This is a genomic window from Streptomyces niveiscabiei (assembly GCF_033794345.1).
Taxonomy (GTDB): Bacteria; Actinomycetota; Actinomycetes; order Streptomycetales; family Streptomycetaceae; genus Streptomyces; species Streptomyces niveiscabiei.
Map to the genome: position 1 here is coordinate 146,841 of NZ_JARAYJ010000003.1, position 22,772 is coordinate 169,612.

Genomic DNA, 22,772 nt, shown 5'->3' on the forward strand with positions numbered 1-22,772 from the left:
GCGGTCGCCCCCGACCCCGCGCCCGCCCCGGTCACCGCCGCAGGAGCCGTCCGCCGCTGCGGTGATGGCTGTTTTCGGGCGGGGGCCTGGGCTTACGGGCGTCGGGGCGGGGGCTCCGGGGGCGCGCGGGACGCCCCCGGGCGGCCGGCGGAAAGCGGTGATACTCGATCTCGGTGCCGCGCTCACATTCCGCCCGGCGCTCCTGTGCGGCGGGGTTAACCCCCGGTGACCGGCGCGGGAGACACCGGCGTAATCAGTACTTCGTACCGTCACTGAGGCTCTCACCAGGCCGATCGTCAGACAGAAGGGGGCGCCCGTGGCAGCCGTGCCGGACCCGCGGACCGACAGCGCGACGAAGGTGCGCACGGTCTGCTCGTACTGCGGTGTCGGCTGCGGCATGGTCCTCGACATCGGCATGGGACCCGACGGCCGCCGTACGGTCCTGAAGGCGACCGGTGACAAGGAGCACCCGGCCAATCACGGCCGGCTCTGCACGAAGGGCGCGACGACGGCCGACATGCTCTCCGCGCCGGGCCGCCTGACGACCGCCCTCGTCCGCTCGGACCGGGGCGAGGAACCGCACCCCACGCCGGTTGTGGAAGCGGTTGCTGAAACGGCACGCCGCCTGCGGTCGATCCTCGACGAGCACGGCCCCGACTCCGTCGCCCTGTACGTCTCGGGACAGATGAGCCTGGAGGCCCAGTACCTCGCGAACAAGCTGGTCAAGGGCTACCTCCGGTCCAACCAGATCGAGTCGAACTCCCGCCTGTGCATGGCGAGCGCCGGCACCGGCTACAAACTCTCCCTCGGCGCCGACGGCCCGCCCGGCTCGTACGACGACTTCGACAAGGCGGACGTCTTCCTGGTCATCGGCTCGAACATGGCCGACTGCCACCCCATCCTGTTCCTGCGGATGATGGACCGGATCAAGTCGTCCGGCGCGAAACTGATCGTCGTCGACCCGCGCCGCACGGCGACCGCCGAGAAGGCCGACCTGTTCCTCCAGGTCGCCCCGGGCACGGACCTCGCGCTCCTCAACGGCCTGCTGCACCTTCTGGTAGAAGGCGGTTACACAAACCCCGACTTCATCGCCGCCAACACCGAGGGCTGGGAGGCGATGCCGGAGTTCCTCGCCGACTACCCGCCGCAAACGGTTGCTGAAATCACCGGCATCCCCGAGGCCGACCTCCGCGAGGCGGCCCGCCTGATCGGCGAGGCGGGGGAGTGGACGAGCTGCTGGACGATGGGCCTCAACCAGTCCACGCACGGCACCTGGAACACCAACGCGCTCGTCAACCTGCACCTCGCGACCGGCGCCATCTGCCGCCCCGGCAGCGGCCCGTTCTCCCTCACCGGCCAGCCCAACGCGATGGGCGGACGCGAAATGGGCTACATGGGGCCGGGGTTGCCCGGCCAGCGGTCCGTACTCGTCGACGCCGACCGGGAGTTCACCGAGCGCCTGTGGGGCCTGGAGCCCGGCACGATCCGCGCCGACGGCGTCGGCAAGGGCACCGTCGAGATGTTCCAGAAGATGGCCGACGGCGAGATCAAGGCGTGCTGGATCATCTGCACCAACCCCGTCGCCTCCGTCGGCAACCGCAGGACCGTCATCGAGGGCCTGGAGACCGCCGAACTCGTCGTCGTCCAGGACGTGTTCGCGGAGACCGAGACCGCCGCGTACGCCGACGTGATCCTGCCCGGCGCGCTGTGGACCGAGACCGAGGGCGTCCTCATCAACAGCGAACGCAGCCTCACGCTGGCCCGCCCCGCCGTCGACGCGCCCGGCGAGGCCGTCGCCGACTGGCGGCTCATCGCCGGCATCGCCCGCGAGATGGGGTACGAGAGCGGGTTCACCTACGCGAGCGCGGAGGAGATCTTCGAGGAGATCAAGGGCGCGTACAACCCGGCCACCGGCTACGACCTGCGCGGCGTGACGTACGAGCGGCTGCGCGAGACGCCGGTCCAGTGGCCGGCCGCCCCCGAGGGCCCCGACCGCAACCCGGTCCGGTACGTCCGTTCCGACGGCACCCTGAACTTCGCCACCCCCTCCGGGCGCGCGGTCTTTCACGCCCGCCCGCACCTGCCGCCCGCCGAGATGCCCGACGACGACTACCCGTTCGTCCTCAACACCGGGCGCCTGCAACACCAGTGGCACACGCTCACCAAGACGGGGCGCGTCGCGAAGCTCAACAAGCTGAACCCCGGGCCGTTCGTGGAGATCCACCCCGAGGACGCGGAGCAACTCGGGCTGGCCGAGGGGGACTCGGTGGAGGTCGCCTCCCGGCGCGGCCGTGCCGTCCTGCCCGCCGTCGTCACCGACCGGGTACGGAAGGGGAGTTGCTTCGCCCCGTTCCACTGGAACGACCTCTTCGGGGAGTACCTCAGCGTCAACGCGGTCAGCAGCGACGCCGTCGACCCGCTGTCGTTCCAGCCCGAACTCAAGGTGTGCGCGGTGTCGTTGACGAAGACGGCGACGGCGGTGAGCGTGCGCACACCGACGCCGGAACCCGTGGCCGACCGTACGCCGGTGCTCACCCCGTCCGCCGTCCTGACCTCACCCACCGCCCCGCCCGCCGCCTCCGCCGCCCTCTTCGGCCTGGAGCCCACCCCGCCCCCCGTCCTCAGCGAACGCGAACGGCAGTACCTGCTCGGCTTCCTGGCCGCGATCCCGGCGGGCGGCCCCGGCGTCCCGGTCCTCCCGCCGGACGCGCCCTTCAGCCCCGAGCACGCCCTGTGGGTCAACGGCACGCTCGCGGGCCTGTATTCACGCACGACGGCCCCGACTCCCGTACCCGTACGGCAGGTTGTCATCCTGTGGGCCTCGCAGACCGGCAACGCCGAGGAGTTCGCCGCCGCCACCGCAGCCCGCCTCGCTCAGGGCGGACACGCCGCGTCGCTGGTCGAGATGGACCAGGCCGACCCGGCCGCGCTGCCCTCCGACGCCGATCTCCTCCTGATCACCAGCACGTTCGGCGACGGCGACGCCCCCGACAACGGCGCCGGCTTCTGGGCGGGCCTCACCGCCCCCGACGCCGGACGGCTGGAGGGGCGCCGGTACGCGGTCCTCGCCTTCGGCGACTCGTCGTACGACGACTTCTGCGGCCACGGGCGCCGACTCGACGACCGGTTGGACGAGTTGGGCGCCGTACGCCTCGCGCCGCGCATCGACTGCGAGCCCGACTACGAGACGCAGGCCACGGAGTGGCTGGACCAGGTGCTGGGGGCGCTCACCGGAGCACCCGCGACTCCCGAGCCGCCCAAGGCCGTTGCCCGTCCCCGCCCGAGCCGCCCGGCCTCCGCGACCGGCCGCCTCGTCGGCAACGTCCTGCTGAGCGGCGCCGGTTCGGGCAAGGAGGTCCGCCGGTTCACGTTCGACACGCGCGACAGCGAGGTCCCGCTCGTCTACGAGGCCGGCGACGCGCTCGGCGTACGGCCCCTCAACTCCCCGACCCTGGTGAAGGAGTGGCTGACCGTCACCGGAGCCGACCCGGACACCCCGGTCGGCGTCGAGGGGGACCAGGTCCCGTTCGACGAGGCCCTGTCCCGGTACCTCGACATCACCCGCGTCACGCCCTCCCTGCTCCGCTTCGCCGCCGAACGCACCCGCGACCCACGGGAGTTGCGCAAGCTGCTGCGGCCCGACAACAAGGACGAGCTCGCGAAGTGGTCCTGGGGGCGCCAAGCCGTCGACGTGGCCGCCGAGTTCGGGATCGAGGCGGACGCGCAGGAGTGGGCCGACGTCATGGGACGGCTCCGCCCCCGCCTGTACTCCATATCGTCCAGCCCGCTCACCGACCCCCACCTCGTCTCGCTCACCGTCTCCGTCGTCCGCTACGAGAACCGCGAGGGCCGCCCGCGCCAGGGCGTCTGCTCCCCGTTCCTCGCCGACGCCGAACCCGGCACCGAGGTCCCGCTGCACGTCCAGCGTTCGCCCCACTTCCGGCCGCCCGCCGAGTCCGGCGTCCCCGCGATCATGATCGGCCCCGGCACCGGCGTCGCCCCCTTCCTCGGCTTCCTCCACGAACGCCGCGCACGCGGCCACCGCGCCCCCAACTGGCTCTTCTTCGGCGAACAGCGCCGCTCCACCGACTTCTACTACGAGGACGAGCTCTCCACCCTCCTCTCCGACGGCACCCTCACCCGCCTCGACACCGCCTTCTCCCGCGACCAGCGCGCCAAGGTCTACGTCCAGGACCGCATGCGCGAACACGGCCCCCAACTGTGGTCCTGGCTCCGCGAAGGCGCCCGCTTCTACGTCTGCGGCGACGCCTCCCGCATGGCCAAGGACGTCGACCGCGCCCTCCGCGACATCGCGATGCTCCACGGCGGCATGACGGAGGCGGAGTCGGCGGCGTACGTGAAGCAACTGGCGGCGGAGAAGCGGTACATGCGGGACGTGTACTGAGCCGCGTACAGAAACCGCTTCCACAAGATCAAGGACCCGTCAGGACCCCCCGTAACCCCCCAACCCCGCCCGTACCGTCACTCTCGCAGGGCCCCACCCGGGCCCCTTCGAGAAAGCTCCCCCCATGACCATCCCCACGCTGGACGACGCCCGCGCCAAGGACATCATGCGTTTCCGCCTCGCGTCCGGCCCCGACCTCACCACCCGCAACGACCCCTACCTCACCTGGCAGCGGGAACGCGAACAGGCCGACCTGTGGCCGTACTTCCGCCGCTACGACACCGCCCTCACCCCCCGCGCGACAGCGGTCTCGGACACCGGAGTCACCACCACCGGCCCCAACTTCGGCGGCCAGGACTACCTTTCGCTGACCGGCCACCCGGCGATCCTGGACGCGGCCCACAGCGCACTGCGCGACTACGGCCCCCTGACGGCGGGTTCACCGGCGCTCGGCGGGGCGAACCCGCTGAGCAAGGAGTTGGAGGTGGGGCTCGCGGCAGCGCTCCGCACCGACCACGTCATGCTCTTCCCCACCGGCTGGGCCTCGGGCTTCGGCACGATCCGGGCCCTGATGCACAAGAACGACCACATCCTCCTCGACAAGCTCTCCCACGACTCGCTCAGGCAGGGCGCGGCGGCGAGCGGCGCGACGGTCCAGTTCTTCCGGCACCTGGACAACACGGCGGTGCGCAGACACCTCGGCAAGATCCGCGCCACGGACACCGCGAACGCGGTCCTGGTGGTCACCGAGGGCGTCTTCTCGATGGACTCGGACACCCCGCACCTCGCCGAACTCCTCGAAGTGTGCCGGGAGTTCGGCGCACAACTCCTCGTGGACGTCGCCCACGACTTCGGCGCGATGGGAGCAACGGGCGGCGGCCAACCGGAGGTTTACGGCATTCTCGGCGAAGTCGACTTCGTGGTGGGCGCGTTCTCCAAGAGCTTCGCGACGACCGGCGGTTTCCTGGCGACGAGGTCCGCGTCGGCCCGCAGTTACGTCCGCATGTTCGGCGGCCCCCAGACCTTCTCCAGCGCCATCACTCCCGTACAGACGGCGGTGGCGCTCGCGGCGCTGCGGATCGTGACGTCGCCGGAGGGCGCGCGGCGCAGGGCGGCGGTGCGGGCCAACTCCGTACGTCTGCGGGAGGGGTTGACGGCGAAGGGGCTGGAGGTGATGGGCGACGTGGTCTGCCCCGTCGTACCCGTCCTGATCGGTGACACCCCCACGGGGCGTACCGCGTCGGGGCTGATCGCGCGGGCGGGCCTGATCGCGCATCTCGTGGAGCAGCCCGCCGTCGCGTCGGACGCGGCGAGGTTCCGGCTCCAGGTGATGGCGGAGCACACGGAGCGGGACGTGGACGAGGCGATCGGCATCCTGGACGCGTGCATAGCGGAGGCGCGAACCACCGTGGACACGCTGCGAAGGTGATGTTCCGGTCAATCAGAATTGCACAAAGCCTTACAGGGTGATTGCTTCACCTGTACGCGGGACCTAGGGTGTGGCTGGCTCAGGAGTAACCGTTTCACCAGCATTGCTCCCACGTCCGCGCGGTGATCCGCACGGAGACGGGGTGAGTTGACGGATCGTCAGTGAAACGTGCCGCTGTTCGGTTCGGCAACAGCATCCGACAGGAACTGACGTGCCCGGGACGGGGCACGGAGAACCGAGGAAGGTCACGGCCCATGCCGCACCCGCACCAGCACCCGCCGCTCCCGACGGACGCCCGGCGGCCGGTCGTCAGCCGCCGCCGGCTCCTGGAGGGCTCCGCCGCCGTCCTGGGAGCCTTCGCCCTCCCCACCGCCTCGAACGCGCGGGCGGCCGGTGGAAACACGCAGCAAGCGGTTGCACAACCCGAGTGGAACGGCCGCATCGACACCTTCCGCGTCGGCACCCAGCCCCCGCACACCACCCTGATGCCGTACGACGGCCTCACCGCCGCCCTCAAGGCCGACCGCACCCGCTCCCCGTACCGCCAGAGCCTCGACGGCAACTGGAAGTTCGCCTACGCGGACCGCCCCGAGGACCGCGACGAGGACTTCCACCGCACCGACCTCGACGACCGCGCCTGGGACACCATCCCGGTCCCCTCGGTCTGGCAGCGGCACGGCTACGACTTCCCGATCTACGTCAACATCACCTACCCCTGGTGGGGCCCCAACGGCCGTGGCGAGAACGCCCAGCCGCCCGCCGCCCCCACCCGCTACAACCCCGTCGGCCAGTACCGCCGCACCTTCACCGTCCCCCGCGACTGGTCGGGCCGCCGCACCTTCCTGCACTTCGAGGGCGTCAAGTCCGCGCACTACGTGTGGATCAACGGACAGCTCGTCGGCTACAGCGAGGACTCGTACACCCCCGCCGAGTACGACATCACCCCGCACCTGAGACCGGGCACCAACCAGATCGCCGTCGAGGTCTACCGCTACTCCGACGGCGACTGGCTGGAGGACCAGGACATGATCCGGCTGAGCGGCATCTTCCGCTCGGTCTACCTGTACTCCACCCCGCCCGTCCACCTGCGCGACTTCAAGCTGGAAACACCGCTCGCAACCGGTTACACAACAGCCGACCTCACCGTCACCGCGAGCGTCCGCGCCTACGACGACACCAAGGGCGCGTACACCGTCGACACGATGCTGTACGACCGGCAGGGGCACCCCGTGTGGCCGCGTCCCCTCAGCCGGCGCGCGGATGTCACGGCCACCGGCGAGGACGTCACCGTCACCGCCTCCCGAGCCGTCCCGAAACCGCGCCTGTGGTCGGCGGAGGACCCCTACCTCTACACGGCCGTCCTCCAGCTCAGAAACCCCGCCGGAAAAGTCGTAGAGACCGTTTCCCACCGCGTCGGCCTGCGTGAATTCGCCCTGAAGGACGGGCTGATGCGAATCAACGGCCGGCCGGTCTCCTTCCGGGGCACCAACCGCCACGAGATGCACCCGGACCGGGGCACCGCGCTCACCCGCGCCGACCTCGTCCAGGACATGAAGCTGATCAAGCAGCTCAACATCAACTCGGTCCGCACCTCGCACTACCCGAACAACCCCCAGTGGTACGAACTCGCCGACGAGTACGGCCTGTACCTCGTCGACGAGACCAACCTGGAGACCCACGGCATCCGCGACCAGTACCCCGGCGACCACGCAGACTGGTCCGCCGCCTGCGTCGCCCGCGCGCAGAACATGGTCCACCGCGACAAGAACCACGCCTCCGTCGTCATCTGGTCCCTCGGCAACGAGGCGGGCGGCGGGCGGACGTTCGTGAACATGCACGACTGGATCAAGTCGTACGACACGACCCGCGTCGTCCAGTACGAGGGCGACGACCGCCCCGGCATCAGCGACATCCGCTCCGAGATGTACGACTCGCCCTCGCGCGTCGAGGCCCGCGCCAAGGACACCGCCGACACCCGGCCGTACGTGATGATCGAGTACGCCCACTCGATGGGCAACTCCACCGGCAACTTCACCAAGTACTGGAACCTGGTACGCCGTCACGACGTCCTCCAGGGCGGCTGGATCTGGGACTTCGTCGACCAGTCCCTCACCGAGCGCACCCCGGTCCGCCAACTCCTCACCGAGACCGGCCCGTTGAAGCTGCAAGGCGAACTCATGTCGTCCGCCGGGTCGTTCGACCGCGAGAAGGGGATCTCCGGCGCCACGGTCTTCCCCCGCGACCCCGGCCTCGACCTCACCGGCTCCCTCACCCTCGAAGCCTGGATCACCCCCCGCGTCACCGGCTACCACCAGCCGATCCTCGCCAAGGGCGACACCCAGTACGCGCTCAAACAGAGCAACGAGTCGGTGGAGTTCTTCATCCACGGCGGCGGCCAGTGGGTCACCGCGAGCTGGCCCCTGCCCGCCGACTGGACCGGCCGCGAACACCACGTCGCCGGGGTCTTCGACGCCGACGCGGGCACCGTCACCCTCTACGTCGACGGCGTCTCCCGCGCGACCCGCACGACGACCCGCCGCCCCAGCGTCAACACCGCCCCCCTCGCCCTCGCCAACGACACCGACAACCACACCCGCGAGTTCAGCGGCACCATCCGCCGCGCCCACGTCTACGCCCGCGCCCTCACCGCCGCCGAACTCGCCTCCACCACACGGCAGTCGAGCGACGAGGGCGTCCGCTTCTGGTTCGACGCGGCCACCGTCGGCCACAGTGAGAAGAAGCCGAAGGAGAAGACGTACTTCGCGTACGGCGGCGACTGGGGCGACCTCCCCAACGACGGCGCCTTCGTCGCCGACGGCATCGTCACCGCCGACCGGGGCCACACCGGCAAGGCCGCCGAGGTCAAGCGCGTCTACCAGGAGATCCAGGCGACCCCGGGGGCGAAACCGGGCGAGGTCACCCTCGTCAACGAGTTCCTCTTCACCAACCTCCGCGAGTTCGACGCGAGTTGGACCCTGGTCCGGGACGGCGAGACCGTCCGGAAGGGCAAGCTCAGCCGCGCCCAGCTCGACGTCGCACCCCTCACCAGCAAGGCCATCACGGTCCCGGTGCGCCTCCCCGCGAACCCGGCCCCCGGCGCCGAGTACTTCCTCCAACTCGCCTTCACCCTCAAGGAGTCCACCCCCTGGGCGAAGTCGGGCCACGAGGTCGCCCGCGCCCAGCTCCCGCTCGACGCGGGCAGCCCGGCGGTAACGCCCGTACCGCTCGCGGACGTTCCGGAGCTGACCCACACGGAGGACGCCGCGAAGGTCACCGTCACCGGCGAGGACTTCACCGTCGTCGTCGACAAGGCGAGCGGCCTCATCACCTCGTACACCGTCGACGGCCGCCCCCTCCTCGTCTCCGCCGGCACCCCCAACTACTGGCGGGCGCCCACCGACAACGACAAGGGCAACGGCCAGCACACCCGCAACCAGACCTGGCGCGACGCGGGCACCCGGCGCGAGGTGAAGAGCGTGACCGTGCGCCAACTCGCCGACAGGGCCGTCGAGATCAACGTCAGCGGCACCCTGCCGACGACCACACCATCGACGTACACCACCGCTTACACCGTCTTCGGCAACGCCGAGATCAAGGTCGACTACACCCTGCACCCGGGCGCCGCGAACCTGCCGTACATCCCCGAGGTGGGCAGCCTGCTGTTCCTGCCCGCGCACCTCAGCGAACTGCACTGGTACGGGCGCGGGCCCGAGGAGAACCACTGGGACCGCAACGACGGTACGGACGTGGGGCGTTGGAGCGGCAGCGTCGCCGAGCAGTGGACGCCGTACATCCGGCCGCAGGAGAACGGCAACAAGACCGACGTCCGCTGGGCGGCGCTCACCGACCGGCGCGGGCGCGGGCTGCTGGTCTGCGGTGAACCCCTGCTGGAGATCAACGCCTCGCACCACACGCCCGAGGACCTGTCCGCCGGCGTGCGCCACGACTATCAGCTCACCCCGCGCGCCGAGGTGGTGCTGCGCGTCAACCACCGGCAGATGGGCATCGGCGGCGACAACAGCTGGGGCGCCCACACGCACGACGAGTTCAAGCTCTTCGCCAGCCGCGACTACGCGTACACCTACCGGCTGCGGCCGATCAAGGACGTGACCGACGCGACAGCCGCTTCCCGGCGTCCGACCTCGGCCGAGTAGGAGAATTCCTCACGGAAACGGCCGCCGGACACTGTTTCCGGCGGCCTTCGTGCACCCTGAGGGAAGAGGAAGTCATGGACGAGCGATTCGACGTCGTCGTGCTCGGAGCGGGCCCCGGCGGCTACGTCGCGGCCGTCCGCGCCGCCCAACTGGGCAAGAGCGTCGCGGTCGTCGAAGAGAAGTACTGGGGCGGCGTCTGTCTCAACGTCGGCTGCATCCCCACCAAGGCGCTGCTGCGCAACGCCGAACTCGCCCACATCTTCACCCGCGAGGCGAAGACCTTCGGCATCAAGGTCGAGGGCCAGGTCACCTTCGACTACGGCGAGGCGTACGCGCGCAGCCGCCGCGTCGCCGACGGCCGGGTCAAGGGCGTCCACTACCTGATGAAGAAGAACAAGATCACCGAGTTCGACGGCCGGGGCACCTTCCTCGACGCGAACACCCTCCAGGTCACGGGCCGCGACGGAGAAACCAGAGCAATCGGTTTCAGCGACTGCATCATCGCGACCGGCGCCACGCCCCGCCTCCTTCCGGGTACGAAGAAGAGCGCGCGCGTCGTCACCTACGAGGAGCAGATCCTCGCCGACGACCTCCCCCGCTCGATCGTCATCGCGGGCGCCGGCGCCATCGGCATCGAGTTCGCGTACGTCCTGCACAACTACGGCGTGAAGGTCACCGTCGTCGAGTTCCTCGACCGCGTCGCCCCGCTGGAGGACGCCGAGGTCTCCGCCGAACTCGCCCGCCAGTACCGCAAGCTGGGCATCGACGTGCTCACCTCCACCCGCGTCGAGTCCATCGACGAGTCCGGCGAGCAGGTCCGCGTCACCGTCACCGGCAAGGACGGCGCCCAGCAGGTCCTTGAGGCCGACAAGGTCCTCCAGGCCATCGGCTTCGCCCCGAACGTCACCGGCTACGGCCTGGAGGCGACCGGCGTACGGCTCACCGAGCGCGGCGCGATCGACGTCGACGGCCGCTGCCGTACTTCCGTCCCCCACATCTACGCGATCGGCGACGTCACCGCGAAGCTCATGCTCGCGCACACCGCCGAGGCCATGGGCGTCATCGCCGCTGAGACCCTCGCGGGCGCCGAGACCATGGAGCTCGACTACGCGATGATCCCCCGCGCGACCTACTGCCAGCCCCAGATCGCGAGCTTCGGCTACACCGAGCAGCAAGCCCGTGAAAACGGTTACGACGTGAAGGTCGCCAAGTTCCCCTTCACCGCGAACGGCAAGTCGCACGGCCTCGGCGACACCACCGGCTTCGTCAAGCTCATCAGCGACGCGAAGTACGGCGAGCTGATCGGCGGCCACCTCATCGGACCCGATGTCACCGAACTGCTCCCGGAGTTGACCCTGGCGCAGCAGTGGGACCTCACCGTGCACGAGGTCGCCCGCAACGTGCACGCGCACCCGACGCTGGGCGAGGCGGTCAAGGAAGCGGTGCACGGACTCGCCGGGCACATGATCAACATGTGACGCGCGGGAGGTGAGCGCTACGCGGGCTCGGTGGCGTCGGTGTCGGCGTCGCTGAGCCCGAGCCGCAGGTGCTCCACGTGGTACACCGCCTGGTCCAGCAGTTCGGCGACGTGGTGGTCGTGCAGCGCGTAGACCACGGACCGGCCGCGCCGCTCGCCGACCACCAGGCCGAGGTTGCGCAGCAGCCGCAGCTGGTGCGAGCACGCCGACTGCTCCATGCCGACCTCCGCCGCCAACTCCGTGGCGGGCAGCGGGCCTTCGCGCAGCCGGGCCAGGATCAGCAGGCGGGACGGGGTGGAGAGGGCCTGGAGCGTGGTGGCCACCTTCGTGACGTTGTCCGCGTCGAGGCGCACCCGTTCTGCGGTTTCGGTGGTGACGACTCCATGACCCATGAGAGGCATTCTACCTACCACACATGAACGAATGAATGGGTCTTCATGTGTTCCTGTATGGTGGGGAGGGTGTCAGCGACCCTTGCTCCCGTGCGCCCTGCCGCCGTCCCGCGCCGCCGTACCCGGCTGCTCGCCCTGCCCGAGGTGCGGTGGGCTCTTGCAGCAACCGTTTTCTTCGCGTTTGCCCTCGCCGTCGATCTCGGCGGGGGACCGGGCTGGCTGTACGGGCCCCTGTACGCGGTCTCCTACGTCTGCGGCGGGTGGGAACCCGCGCTGGAGGGCCTGCGCGCACTGCGCGAGAAGACTCTCGACGTCGACCTGCTGATGATCGTCGCGGCCATCGGCGCCGCCTCCATCGGGCAGGTCCTCGACGGCGCGCTCCTCATCGTCATCTTCGCGACCTCCGGGGCGCTCGAAGCGCTCGCCACCGCGCGGACCGCCGACTCCGTCCGGGGCCTCCTCGACCTCGCGCCCGAGACCGCGACCCGGGTCACCGACGCCGGGGAGTCCGTCGTCCCCGCCGCCGAACTCGCCGTCGGCGACGTCCTGTTGGTCCGGCCCGGCGAGCGGATCGCCGGGGACGGCAGGGTCGTGGACGGGGTGAGCGAGGTCGACCAGGCGACCGTCACGGGAGAGTCCCTGCCGGTCGTGAAGCGGGCCGGTGACGAGGTCTACGCCGGGACCCTCAACGGCACCGGCGCGCTGCGCGTCCGCGTCGAACGCGACCCCGCCGACTCCGTCATCGCCCGCATCGTCGGGCTCGTCGAGGAGGCGTCCCGCACCAAGGCGCCCACGCAGGTGCTGATCGAGAAGGTCGAGCAGCGGTACGCCGTCGGGGTCGTCGTCGCGACGCTCGCGGTCTTCGCGGTGCCGCTCGCCTTCGGGGCCGACCTCACGAGCGCGCTGCTGCGGGCCATGACCTTCATGATCGTGGCCTCGCCCTGCGCGGTCGTGCTCGCGACCATGCCGCCGCTGCTGTCCGCCGTCGCCAACGCCGGACGGCACGGTGTGCTCGTCAAGTCCGCCGTGGCCATGGAGCAGTTGGGGGCCGTGCAGACCGTCGCGCTGGACAAGACGGGGACGCTGACCGAGGGAGTACCGGAGGTGAGCGGCGTACGGGCGCTCACCGGGTCGGGGCTGGACGAGGACGGCGTGCTCGCGCTGGCGGCTGCGGCCGAACACGCGAGTGAGCATCCCCTGGGGCGGGCGATCGTGGCGGAGGCCGGGGCGCGGGGGATCGAGGCGCCCCGGGCGGAGGACTTCGTGGCCCGGCCCGGGTGGGGGGTCGAGGCCGTCGTGGAGGGGAGGACGGTGACGGTGGGGCGGATGCCCGCCGGGTACGGGGACGGCGGGCCTGGTGGGCGGGCGCCGGAGGCCGGTGCGGCGGTGGTCCGGCAGGTGCGCGAGGGGCGTGCCGTGACCGCCGGGCCGGAGGCCGAGGCGGGTTCTGCGGCTGCCGGGCGGGGCTCGGGAGGCGGCGCGGGCGGGAGTCGTACGGCCCTTGCCGAGGCCGCCGTCCGGTCTGCGCGGCAACACGGTGAGAACGGTTGCACAACCGTCCTCGTCACCCGCGACGGCTTCCCCGTCGGCGCCCTCGACCTCACCGACCGGCTCCGCCCCGAGGCCCCCGCCGCCGTCGCCGCGCTGACCGCGCTCACCGGCTCCGCGCCCGTCCTGCTCACGGGCGACCAGCCGGAGGCCGCCGCCCGCGTGGCCGAGGCGGCCGGCATCACGGACGTACGGGCCGGACTCCTCCCCGAGGAGAAGGTCTCCGCGGTGCGGGGGCTGGGCACGCGCGTCCTCTTCGTCGGCGACGGCGTCAACGACGCGCCCGCCCTCGCCGTCGCCCATGCGGGCGTCGCCATGGGGCACGCCGGCTCGGACCTCGCGCTGGAGACCGCCGACGCCGTCCTGGTCCACGACGACCTCGCCGCCGTACCGGCCGCCGTACGCCTTTCCCGCACGGCCCGCCGCCTGGTCCGGCAGAATCTCGTGATCGCGGGGGTGTTCATCACCGGTCTGGTGCTGTGGGACCTGGTCGGACACCTGCCGCTGCCGCTGGGCGTGGCCGGGCACGAGGGGTCGACCGTGCTGGTGGGGCTGAACGGGCTGCGGCTGCTGCGGGAGTCGGCCTGGCGGGGGTGAAAGGGGGGAGCGGCGCTGATCGGGCGGGGCCGGGCGAGGCGAGTGGCTTGCCCGGCAGGTGCTGGACGGCAGGGAGACCGTGCGTACCGGCCGGCGCCCCTCCAGTACTCGCCCCCCGGCACTCGCCCCCCGGCTCACCCCTTCCGCGCCGACCGCCTTCCGGGCCCTCCCCTGAGCCGACGCTCTCGATCCGAGCACCGGCCCGCCCGCACTGACCCGGGCAGCACCGGCGCCGTCTCCCCACCGCACGTCCATGTCGTATTTCCGCCAGCCGAACCTCCCGCCCGCCCGCATGCTGGACTCATGCAGAACGGGATGCACACCGACAGGGACCGCTGTGTGCGGGCCGTGCAGTCGAAGGACGCGCGGTTCGACGGGTGGTTCTTCACGGCGGTCCACACGACCGGGATCTACTGCCGGCCGAGCTGCCCGGCCGTGCCGCCGAAGCCGCGGAACATGACGTTCTACCCGAGCGCGGCGGCGTGCCAGCAGGCCGGGTTCCGGGCGTGCAAGCGGTGCCGCCCGGACACGAGCCCCGGCTCGCCGGAGTGGAACCAGCGCGCGGACGTCGTGGCCCGCGCGATGCGGCTCATCGCGGACGGCGTCGTCGACCGCGACGGCGTCACCGGCCTCGCCGCCCGCCTCGGCTACAGCACCCGCCAGGTCGAACGCCAACTCCTCGCCGAACTCGGTGCCGGACCACTGGCGTTGGCGAGGGCGCAGCGCGCACAGACCGCGCGGATCCTCATCGAGACCAGTGAACTCCCCATGGCCGACGTGGCGTTCGCGGCCGGCTTCGCCTCGATCCGGACGTTCAACGACACCGTCCGCGAGGTCTTCGCGCTCGCGCCCACCGAACTCCGCTCCCGTGCGCCGAAGTCGGCGAAGGGAACCCCCGGTGCGCTCCAGCTCCGGCTGCCCTTCCGCGCCCCCCTCAACCCCGACAACCTCTTCGGCCACCTCGCGGCGACCGCCGTACCCGGCGTGGAGGAATGGCTCCCCCACAGCCCGAACGGCGTGGGAGGTACCCCCACTGGCGCCTTCCGCCGCACCCTGCGGCTGCCGTACGGCCACGGCATCGTCGCCCTCACCCCGCAGCCCGACCACATCGCGTGCCGCCTCACCCTCAGCGACCTGCGCGACCTGACCGTCGCGACGAGCCGCTGCCGCCGCATGCTCGACCTCGACGCCGACCCGGTCGCCGTGGACGACCAGTTGCGCACCGACCCGGTCCTCGCGCCGCTCGTCGACAAGGCCCCCGGGCGCCGCGTGCCCCGCACCGTCGACGAGGCCGAGTTCGCGATCCGCGCGGTCCTGGGACAGCAGGTCTCCACGGCGGCGGCCCGCACCCACGCCGCGCGCCTGGTCACCGCGTACGGCGACCCCGTGGACGACCCCGAGGGCGGCCTCACGCACCTCTTCCCGACGGCCGAGGCGCTGGCCGGCCTCGACCCCGGGACCCTCGCGATGCCCCGCACCCGGCGGACGACGTTCACCACCCTGGTCGCCCGACTCGCCGACGGAACCCTCCACTTGGGCCCCGAGAGCGACTGGCCCGAGACCCGCGCCCGCCTCCTCCAACTCCCCGGCTTCGGACCCTGGACCGTCGACGTCATCGCCATGCGCGCCCTCGGCGACCCCGACGCGTTCCTCCCCACCGACCTCGGAGTCCGCCGCGCCGCCCAGGAGTTGGGGCTGCCCGCGACCCCGGCCGCCCTCACGGCCCGCGCCGCAGCCTGGCGCCCCTGGCGCGCGTACGCCGTCCAGTACCTGTGGGCGACCGGCGACCACCCCATCAACTTCCTGCCCGCGTAAGGATGTCCACGTGAAGCACCACAAGGTCGTCGACAGCCCCTACGGCCCCCTCACACTCGTCGCCGACGACGGCGTCCTGTGCGGCCTCTACATGACCGACCAGCGCCACCGGCCACCGGAGGAGTCCTTCGGCCCACGCGACGACACGCTGTTCGCCGAGCCGGAAGCACAACTGGAAGCCTATTTCCGGGGCGAGTTGACGGAATTCACCCTGGAACTCGCCCTGAAGGGAACGGAGTTCCAGAAATCGGTCTGGTCCCAGCTCCGGTCCATCCCCTACGGCGAGACCCGCACCTACGGCCAACTCGCCGACGCCCTCGGCAACTCCGGCGCCTCCCGGGCCGTCGGCCTCGCCAACGGCAAGAACCCCGTCGGCATCATCGTCCCCTGTCACCGCGTCATCGGCTCCACCGGCAGCCTCACCGGCTACGGCGGCGGCCTGGACCGCAAACGCCGCCTCCTGGACTTCGAACGGGGAACGGCTCTTTTCTGATCAGCTCAACTCCCGCAGCAGGCGCGGCAATGCCGTTCCGATCGGCTCGCGAACCACCTCGGCCGCGACCTCGTCGTACGGGGTCTCCTCCGCGTTGACGACGACCAGACGGGCGCCGTTCTCGGTGGCGATGCCGGCCAGGGCGGCGGCGGGGTGCACCGTGAGGGAGGTGCCGACGGCGTAGAAGAGCTGGCAGGCCTTGGTGATGGCCAGGGCGTCGGCGAGGACCTCGGGGCTGAGGTGTTCGCCGAACATGACCGTCGCCGACTTGAGGATGCCGCCGCAGTCCAGGCACGGCGGGTCGTCCTCGCCCGCGTCCAGACGGGCCAGGGCGTCCTCCATCGGGCCGCGCGCGCCGCACCGCGTGCACACGAACTGCCGTGCCGTGCCGTGGAGTTCGAGGACCTTGCGGGCCGGGAGCCCGGCGAGCTGGTGGAGGCCGTCCACGTTCTGCGTGAGCACCCGCACCGGTACGCCCGACCGCTCCAGCTCCACGATCGCCCGGTGCGCGGCGTTCGGCTCGGCCCGCAGCGCCTCGCTCTGCCGCCGCATCCGCCAGGAACGCCGGCGGATCTCCGGGTCGCCCATGTAGTACTCGTACGTCACGAGCTTCTCGGCGTCCGGGTCCTCCCGCCACAGGCCGTTCGGGCCGCGGTAGTCGGGGATTCCGGAGTCCGTGCTGATACCGGCGCCGGTCAGGATGGCGACGAGGGGCTTGGTCATGGGCCGAGCGTAAGTGCCCCCGACCGGGCGGGCGAACGGATATCCGACGCCCCGGCCCCGGTGGTAGCGTCACGCCATGGCAAAGGTCTCCGTCTCCCTCGACGCCGAACTCGTCGTCGAGGCCATGGTGCTGGCCGGGGTCGGCACCCCGCAGGACGCCGTCGAACTCGTCCTGCGCGACTACATCCAGCGCGGCCACCGCACAGAGGCGCGCGTCGCGGAACGGGACGACGCCCTGCGCGAGATCGACGCGAAGCCGCACACGGAACAGGGCTGAGCCCGATACGTCCGCTCAGGACACCGCGACCCCGTTCTCCAGCTCCACCGTCCCCGCCCCCTCCGCCAGCGCGTCCAGGGCCGCCAGGACCCTCAAGCCCAACGTCCCGGGCAGGCGAGCCGTGAGTTCCTCGCGGGGGACCAGCCGCCAGGACAGCAACTCCTCCTCCTGGAGCCGGATCGCCTTGAGGTCGTCCGCGTCGAGGACACCGCCGTCGTACACGTACGCCACGATCGGCGGCCGAGCCGGACCGTGGACCCAGTCGACCGCGAGGAGCCGTCCCAGCGGACGGTCGAGGCCGATCTCCTCCAGGGTCTCGCGGCGGGCGCCCTGGCGGGGTGTCTCGCCGGTGTCCGACTCGATGGTGCCGCCCGGAAGCGCCCACCCCTCACGGTAGTTGGGCTCGACGAGCAGCACCCGCCCCTCGGCGTCCCGGAAGAGCGCGGCGGCTCCGGCGAGGATACGGGGCAGGGAGGCGATGTACGCGGCGTAGTCGGAGGTGCTCATTCCCGCAGGGTATCCAGGCGAGCCCGGCACCGCCGAACTGCCGCGCGGACACGCCGAGTTCACGCCCTCCCACTTCGTCCGCGCCGTCCGGCACGCCCCGCCCCCTGGGGAAAACGCCCCGCCCCTTCCCCAAGTCCCGCCCCTCTCCGCCCGTTCCCCGCCCCGCCCCACAGCCGCCCCCGGCCCTCATCCGCGCCTCGAACAAGGCATGACGCCACCCCCCTTCGCCGGTTAAGGTCACTCCGGCGTGACCGGCCCCCACGTGCGGGGACACCGGAGCGCACCGGCGATGGGAGACAGGTGGCTCAGGCACGGCGCGTCCTCGTGGCGGCGGACAAGTTCAAGGGCTCGCTGACGGCCGTGGAGGTCGCCGAACGGGTCACGGCGGGCCTGCGCAAGGCCGTCCCCGGCGTGACGGTCGAGGCGCTGCCGGTGGCCGACGGCGGCGACGGCACGGTCGCGGCGGCGCTCGCGGCCGGCTTCGACCGCCACGACGTACGCGTCGCGGGCCCCCTCGGCCACGAGGTCGGCGCCGCGTTCGCCCTGCGCGGTGACACCGCCGTCGTCGAGATGGCCGAGGCCAGCGGCCTGCACCGGCTCCCGCGCGGCGTCTTCGCCCCCCTGACCGCGTCCACGTACGGCTCCGGCGAACTCCTGCGCGCGGCGCTCGACGCGGGCGCCCGCACGATCGTCTTCGGCGTCGGCGGCAGCGCCACGACGGACGGCGGCGCGGGCATGCTCTCGGCGCTCGGCGCCCGCTTCGTGGACGCGGACGGCGAGCCCGTGGCCCCCGGCGGAGGCGGCCTCGCGGACCTCGCCCGAGCCGACCTGACCGGCCTGGACGCCCGCCTGCGGGACGTCGACCTGATCCTCGCCAGCGACGTCGACAACCCGCTCACCGGCCCGACCGGCGCCCCCGCCGTGTACGGCCCGCAGAAGGGCGCCTCCCCGGACGACGTCGCCGCCCTCGACGCCGCCCTCGCCCACTTCGCGAAGGTCCTGGAGACCGCCGTGGGCCCGGCAGCCGCCGCACACGCGCTCGCGCCCGGCGCCGGAGCGGCCGGCGGCATCGGCTACGGCGCGCTGCTGCTCGGCGCCCGCTTCCGCCCCGGCATCGAGATCATGCTCGATGTCCTCGGCTTCGCCCCCGCCCTGGCCCGCGCCGACCTCGTCATCACCGGCGAGGGCTCCCTCGACACCCAGACCCTGCACGGCAAGGCCCCGGCCGGCGTCGCCGCAGCCGCCCGTACCGCCGGCAAGGACGTCGTCGCCGTCTGCGGCCGGCTGGCGCTGACCCCGGAGGCCCTCGCGGGAGCCGGCATCCGCCGCGCGTACCCCCTCACCGAGATCGAGCCGGACGTCGCGCGGTGCATCGAGGAGGCCGGACCGATCCTGGAGAAGGTCGCGGAACGGATCGGCCGGGACCTGCTGGGCTGAGCGGACGGTACGACAGTCGGCTCGTACGACGTACGCGCCCGCGTGCCCCACGTACGCCGAAGCGCCCGGAACCCATCGGTTCCGGGCGCTTCGGCGCCGTACGAAGAACGAGCGGTTACGGCAGCTGCGCCGTACGCGCCTCGCGGCGGTTGTCGCGGAAGTTGTTCACCCGGCGGGCCGTGGCGAACAGCGGGATGACCGCCCCCATGACGAGCTGGAGCGCGCAGCCCGTCTGGAGGAGGAGCTGGCCGCCGGGGGCGCCGAACGCCCACGCCGCGAGCATGCCCATCGACAGGACGATCCACGAGAGCATGGCGCCCGCGAGCGGTCCGCGCGGTTTCGGGTACTCGACGCGGCTCACCATCAGCCAGGCCGTACCGACGATCGCCAGAAGTGTCGCCACGAACGGCAGTTCCAGCAGCACGATCGCGACGACCGTCAGCGCGCCGAACGGCGACGGCATCCCCTGGAACATCCCGTTCGCGGGCGTCACACAGGAGAAGCGCGCGAGTCTCAGCACCACCGCGAGCAGCACCACGACCGCGCCGACCGCCGCCACCCGCTGGTGCGCGTCGTTGGCGACCATGCCGTAGACGAGGACGAAGTACGCCGGGGCCAGGCCGAAGCTGACCAGGTCGGAGAGGTTGTCCAGTTCCGCGCCCATCGGCGAGGAGCGCAGCTTGCGGGCGACGAGGCCGTCGAACAGGTCGAAGACCGCCGCGCACAGCATCAGGATGACGGCGGTGGCCGCGCTGCTGCGCGCCATGCCGCTCTCCTGGCTGCCCGTGAGGTGCGGGATGAGGATGCCGGTGGTGGTGAAGTACACCGCCATGAAGCCGCAGGTGGCGTTGCCGAGCGTGAGGGCGTCCGCTATCGACAGCCGCAGGGAGAGGGGCATCTCCTCCGCGTCGTCCTCTTCGTCGGCCTCCGGCACCCAGCCGGTCTGCGTCTCAGGGTCAATCACGGTCAAGACGAGTCACCCCCGCAACGGTCTTCTGCCCGACCTCGACGGCGACCTCGATGCCCTCGGGGAGGTACACGTCCACGCGCGAACCGAACCGGATGAGACCGATGCGCTCGCCCTGCTCGACCTTCGTGCCCTCGGGGAGGTAGGGGACGATGCGGCGGGCGACCGTACCGGCGATCTGGATCATCTCGATGTCACCGAGCTCGGTGTCGAAGTGCCAGACCACCCGCTCGTTGTTCTCGCTCTCCTTGTTGAACGCCGGGACGAAACCGCCCGGCACGTGCTCCACGGACGTCACCGTGCCCGCGAGGGGCGCGCGGTTGACGTGGACGTTGAGCGGGCTCATGAAGATCGCGACCCGGGTGCGCCCGTCCTTCCACGGCATGATGCTCTGCACCACGCCGTCGGCGGGGGAGATGACCCGGCCCGAGGCGATCTCGCGCTCGGGGTCGCGGAAGAACCACAGCATGCCCGCCGCCAGCGCGGTGGCGGGTACGGCGACTGCCTTCGCGGCGCCCGAGCGGCGGGCGCGGACCAGGCTGACGGCTGCGGTGGCGACGGTCGGGAGAAGCCACGGCGATGCTCCGCGCGCAAGGCGTACGCCGGCGAGGCTGTCGCGAGGTGCAGAGGTTTGGCTGTGGGGCATGGATGACCTTCGTAGCGGATGATGCCGCGCTCTGAACGGGGGACGGCGGCTTTCCGGCGATCGTAGCGGTTCACGACCACAACTGGGTAAGCCAGGAAGACGAGTCGGCGGCTGAGAGCGATTGACGGGGTGTGACCTTCTTCTCGAAGAAAACACCCCCAACCGGTACATCTAGCCCTGGAATCGATACTCTTCGAGCAACCTTCGGCCGATGATCATTTTCTGGATCTCGGCGGTGCCTTCACCGATCAGGAGCATCGGGGCCTCGCGGTACAGGCGCTCGATCTCGTACTCCTTGGAGAAGCCGTAGCCACCGTGGATCCGGAATGCGTCCTCGACCACTTCCTTGCAGTACTCGGAGGCGAGGTACTTCGCCATCCCGGCCTCGAGGTCGTTTCGCTCGCCCGAGTCCTTTTTGCGTGCCGCATTGACCATCATCGCATGGGCGGCCTCGACCTTGGTAGCCATCTCCGCGAGCTTGAACTGGATCGCCTGGTGCTGGGCGATCGGCTTGCCGAAGGTGTGACGTTGCTGGGCGTACTGGACACCGAGCTCGAAGGCACGCTGAGCGACGCCGCAGCCACGCGCCGCGACGTTCACGCGGCCAACCTCGACGCCGTCCATCATTTGGTAAAAACCTCGGCCGGTCTCCCCGCCGAGCACCCGGTTCGCCGGAACCCGCAGGTCAGACATGACCAGCTCGGTCGTATCGACGCCCTTGTACCCCATCTTCTCGATCTTCCCGGGGATCGTCAGACCGGGACGCACCTCCCCGAACCCGGGCTCCTTCTCCACCAGGAACGTCGTCATCGCCTGGTGCGGCCTGACCGCCGCCTTCGCCGGGTCGTGTCCTTCGTCACTTCGTACGAGAACCGCCACCAGAGACGACGTACCGCCGTTCGTCAGCCACATCTTCTGACCGTTCAGGACGAAATCGTCACCGTCTCTGACCGCTTTCGACGTGATCGCTGACACGTCCGAACCGAGACCCGGCTCCGACATCGAGAACGCGCCCCTGACGTCCCCCGCCGCCATCCGCGGCAGGAAGTACTCCTTCTGCTCCCGCGTGCCGTGCTGCTTGAGCATGTACGCCACGATGAAGTGCGTGTTGACGATCCCGGACACCGACATCCAGCCGCGCGCGATCTCCTCCACGCACAGCGCGTACGTCAGCAGCGACTCGCCCAGACCGCCGTACTCCTCCGGGATCATCAGCCCGAACAGGCCCAACTCCCGTAGTCCGTCCACGATCTGCTGCGGGTACTCGTCCCGGTGCTCCAGCTCGGTCGCGACCGGGATGATCTCCTTGTCGACGAAGTCCCGCACGGTGGACAGGATCTCGGTCTGTACGTCCGTGAGGCCGGCGGTCTGCGCGAGGCGTGCCATGGCGTGGGTCAGCCTTCCTGAAGTTCCGGGCGGCCGGGCTGTTCGCCGCCGCGCTCCTTGATGTACGTCCGCGTCGGCACCATGACCTTGCGCCGGAACACGCACACCAGCGTGCCGTCCTGCTTGTAGCCCTTGGTCTCGACGTGGACGATCCCGCGGTCGTCCTTCGACTTCGACGGCCACTTGTCCAGCACCGTCGTCTGCCCGTAGATCGTGTCGCCGTGGAAGGTCGGCGCCACGTGCTTCAGCGACTCGATCTCCAGGTTGGCGATCGCCTTGCCCGAGACGTCCGGGACGGACATGCCGAGCAGCAGCGAGTAGATGTAGTTCCCGACCACCACGTTCTTGCCGAAGTCCGTCGTGTTCCCGGCGTAGTTGGCGTCCAGGTGGAGCGGGTGGTGGTTCATCGTGAGGAGGCAGAAGAGGTGGTCGTCGTACTCGGTGACCGTCTTGCCGGGCCAGTGCTTGTACACCGCGCCGACCTCGAACTCCTCGTAGGTGCGCCCGAACTGCATGGT

The 22,772-nt window shown here is 71.1% G+C and carries 16 protein-coding genes; 9 read left to right on the plus strand and 7 right to left on the minus strand.

The window, feature by feature from the left end; genetic code table 11:
- Positions 1-397: 397 nt before the first annotated feature.
- The 4 genes from PV682_RS05080 to lpdA all read left to right on the plus strand — a co-directional run bounded on the left by PV682_RS05080 (position 398) and on the right by lpdA (position 11,466).
- Complete coding sequence (locus PV682_RS05080) at positions 398-4,405, plus strand: molybdopterin-dependent oxidoreductase (protein WP_407705610.1); 4,008 nt, start codon at positions 398-400, stop codon at positions 4,403-4,405.
- Positions 4,406-4,529: 124 nt separating this feature from the next.
- Positions 4,530-5,834, plus strand: a complete 1,305-nt coding sequence (locus PV682_RS05085) for an aminotransferase class I/II-fold pyridoxal phosphate-dependent enzyme (RefSeq protein WP_319724461.1) — start codon at positions 4,530-4,532, stop codon at positions 5,832-5,834.
- Positions 5,835-6,088: 254 nt separating this feature from the next.
- Positions 6,089-9,988 carry a glycoside hydrolase family 2 TIM barrel-domain containing protein gene (locus PV682_RS05090; protein WP_319724462.1) on the plus strand — a complete coding sequence of 1,300 codons (3,900 nt, stop codon included), beginning with the start codon at positions 6,089-6,091 and terminating at the stop codon, positions 9,986-9,988.
- A gap of 74 nt (positions 9,989-10,062) precedes the next feature.
- Positions 10,063-11,466: a dihydrolipoyl dehydrogenase gene (lpdA, locus tag PV682_RS05095; RefSeq protein WP_319724463.1), complete on the plus strand. Its 1,404-nt coding sequence runs from the start codon at positions 10,063-10,065 to the stop codon at positions 11,464-11,466.
- 17 nt (positions 11,467-11,483) lie between these two features.
- On the opposite strand, the gene PV682_RS05100 is transcribed toward lpdA, so the two are convergent.
- On the minus strand, positions 11,484-11,858 hold the full coding sequence (locus PV682_RS05100) for an ArsR/SmtB family transcription factor (protein WP_055723821.1): 375 nt from the start codon (positions 11,856-11,858) through the stop codon (positions 11,484-11,486).
- Between the two features lie 57 nt (positions 11,859-11,915).
- On the opposite strand from PV682_RS05100, the gene PV682_RS05105 reads away from it, so the two are divergent.
- The 3 genes from PV682_RS05105 to PV682_RS05115 all read left to right on the plus strand — a co-directional run bounded on the left by PV682_RS05105 (position 11,916) and on the right by PV682_RS05115 (position 16,311).
- On the plus strand, positions 11,916-14,003 hold the full coding sequence (locus PV682_RS05105; RefSeq protein WP_319724852.1) for a heavy metal translocating P-type ATPase: 2,088 nt from the start codon (positions 11,916-11,918) through the stop codon (positions 14,001-14,003).
- Positions 14,004-14,306: 303 nt separating this feature from the next.
- Positions 14,307-15,818 (plus strand): AlkA N-terminal domain-containing protein, encoded by a 1,512-nt coding sequence (locus PV682_RS05110; RefSeq protein WP_319724464.1) that lies wholly within the window; start codon positions 14,307-14,309, stop codon positions 15,816-15,818.
- 10 nt (positions 15,819-15,828) lie between these two features.
- Positions 15,829-16,311 carry a methylated-DNA--[protein]-cysteine S-methyltransferase gene (locus PV682_RS05115; protein WP_319724465.1) on the plus strand — a complete coding sequence of 161 codons (483 nt, stop codon included), beginning with the start codon at positions 15,829-15,831 and terminating at the stop codon, positions 16,309-16,311.
- Here the strand turns inward: PV682_RS05115 and PV682_RS05120 are convergent, their stop codons facing one another.
- Positions 16,312-17,034 carry an SIR2 family NAD-dependent protein deacylase gene (locus PV682_RS05120; protein ID WP_319724467.1) on the minus strand — a complete coding sequence of 241 codons (723 nt, stop codon included), beginning with the start codon at positions 17,032-17,034 and terminating at the stop codon, positions 16,312-16,314. It abuts the gene before it with no gap.
- Between the two features lie 76 nt (positions 17,035-17,110).
- Here PV682_RS05120 and PV682_RS05125 point away from each other — a divergent pair, with 76 nt between their 5' ends.
- Positions 17,111-17,311, plus strand: a complete 201-nt coding sequence (locus PV682_RS05125; protein ID WP_055725037.1) for a type II toxin-antitoxin system VapB family antitoxin — start codon at positions 17,111-17,113, stop codon at positions 17,309-17,311.
- A 15-nt stretch (positions 17,312-17,326) separates the two neighbouring features.
- Here the strand turns inward: PV682_RS05125 and PV682_RS05130 are convergent, their stop codons facing one another.
- Positions 17,327-17,818, minus strand: a complete 492-nt coding sequence (locus tag PV682_RS05130; RefSeq protein ID WP_055725038.1) for an NUDIX domain-containing protein — start codon at positions 17,816-17,818, stop codon at positions 17,327-17,329.
- A gap of 300 nt (positions 17,819-18,118) precedes the next feature.
- Between PV682_RS05130 and PV682_RS05135 the strand changes: the two genes are divergently transcribed.
- Positions 18,119-19,255 (plus strand): glycerate kinase, encoded by a 1,137-nt coding sequence (locus PV682_RS05135; RefSeq protein WP_319724472.1) that lies wholly within the window; start codon positions 18,119-18,121, stop codon positions 19,253-19,255.
- A 115-nt stretch (positions 19,256-19,370) separates the two neighbouring features.
- Here the strand turns inward: PV682_RS05135 and pssA are convergent, their stop codons facing one another.
- The 4 genes from pssA to PV682_RS05155 all read right to left on the minus strand — a co-directional run bounded on the left by pssA (position 19,371) and on the right by PV682_RS05155 (position 22,769).
- Complete coding sequence (gene pssA / locus PV682_RS05140; RefSeq protein ID WP_223786390.1) at positions 19,371-20,225, minus strand: CDP-diacylglycerol--serine O-phosphatidyltransferase; 855 nt, start codon at positions 20,223-20,225, stop codon at positions 19,371-19,373.
- Complete coding sequence (locus PV682_RS05145; RefSeq protein WP_055720800.1) at positions 20,212-20,868, minus strand: phosphatidylserine decarboxylase; 657 nt, start codon at positions 20,866-20,868, stop codon at positions 20,212-20,214. Before PV682_RS05145 ends, pssA begins: the two co-directional genes overlap by 14 nt.
- A gap of 171 nt (positions 20,869-21,039) precedes the next feature.
- Entirely contained in the window at positions 21,040-22,254 is a 1,215-nt protein-coding gene (locus PV682_RS05150) for an acyl-CoA dehydrogenase family protein (RefSeq protein WP_319724476.1), read from the minus strand.
- A gap of 8 nt (positions 22,255-22,262) precedes the next feature.
- Entirely contained in the window at positions 22,263-22,769 is a 507-nt protein-coding gene (locus PV682_RS05155) for a MaoC family dehydratase (protein WP_319724478.1), read from the minus strand.
- Positions 22,770-22,772: the final 3 nt, after the last annotated feature.

Coding starts and splice junctions, on each gene's coding strand:
- PV682_RS05080 (WP_407705610.1), top strand. CDS start 398: ATGGTCCTCGACATCGGCATGGGACCCGACGGCCGCCGTACGGTCCTG.
- PV682_RS05085 (WP_319724461.1), top strand. CDS start 4,530: ATGACCATCCCCACGCTGGACGACGCCCGCGCCAAGGACATCATGCGT.
- PV682_RS05090 (WP_319724462.1), top strand. CDS start 6,089: ATGCCGCACCCGCACCAGCACCCGCCGCTCCCGACGGACGCCCGGCGG.
- lpdA (WP_319724463.1), top strand. CDS start 10,063: ATGGACGAGCGATTCGACGTCGTCGTGCTCGGAGCGGGCCCCGGCGGC.
- PV682_RS05100 (WP_055723821.1), bottom strand. CDS start 11,858: ATGGGTCATGGAGTCGTCACCACCGAAACCGCAGAACGGGTGCGCCTC.
- PV682_RS05105 (WP_319724852.1), top strand. CDS start 11,916: ATGGTGGGGAGGGTGTCAGCGACCCTTGCTCCCGTGCGCCCTGCCGCC.
- PV682_RS05110 (WP_319724464.1), top strand. CDS start 14,307: ATGCAGAACGGGATGCACACCGACAGGGACCGCTGTGTGCGGGCCGTG.
- PV682_RS05120 (WP_319724467.1), bottom strand. CDS start 17,034: ATGACCAAGCCCCTCGTCGCCATCCTGACCGGCGCCGGTATCAGCACG.
- PV682_RS05125 (WP_055725037.1), top strand. CDS start 17,111: ATGGCAAAGGTCTCCGTCTCCCTCGACGCCGAACTCGTCGTCGAGGCC.
- PV682_RS05130 (WP_055725038.1), bottom strand. CDS start 17,818: ATGAGCACCTCCGACTACGCCGCGTACATCGCCTCCCTGCCCCGTATC.
- PV682_RS05145 (WP_055720800.1), bottom strand. CDS start 20,868: ATGCCCCACAGCCAAACCTCTGCACCTCGCGACAGCCTCGCCGGCGTA.
- PV682_RS05150 (WP_319724476.1), bottom strand. CDS start 22,254: ATGGCACGCCTCGCGCAGACCGCCGGCCTCACGGACGTACAGACCGAG.
- PV682_RS05155 (WP_319724478.1), bottom strand. CDS start 22,769: ATGCAGTTCGGGCGCACCTACGAGGAGTTCGAGGTCGGCGCGGTGTAC.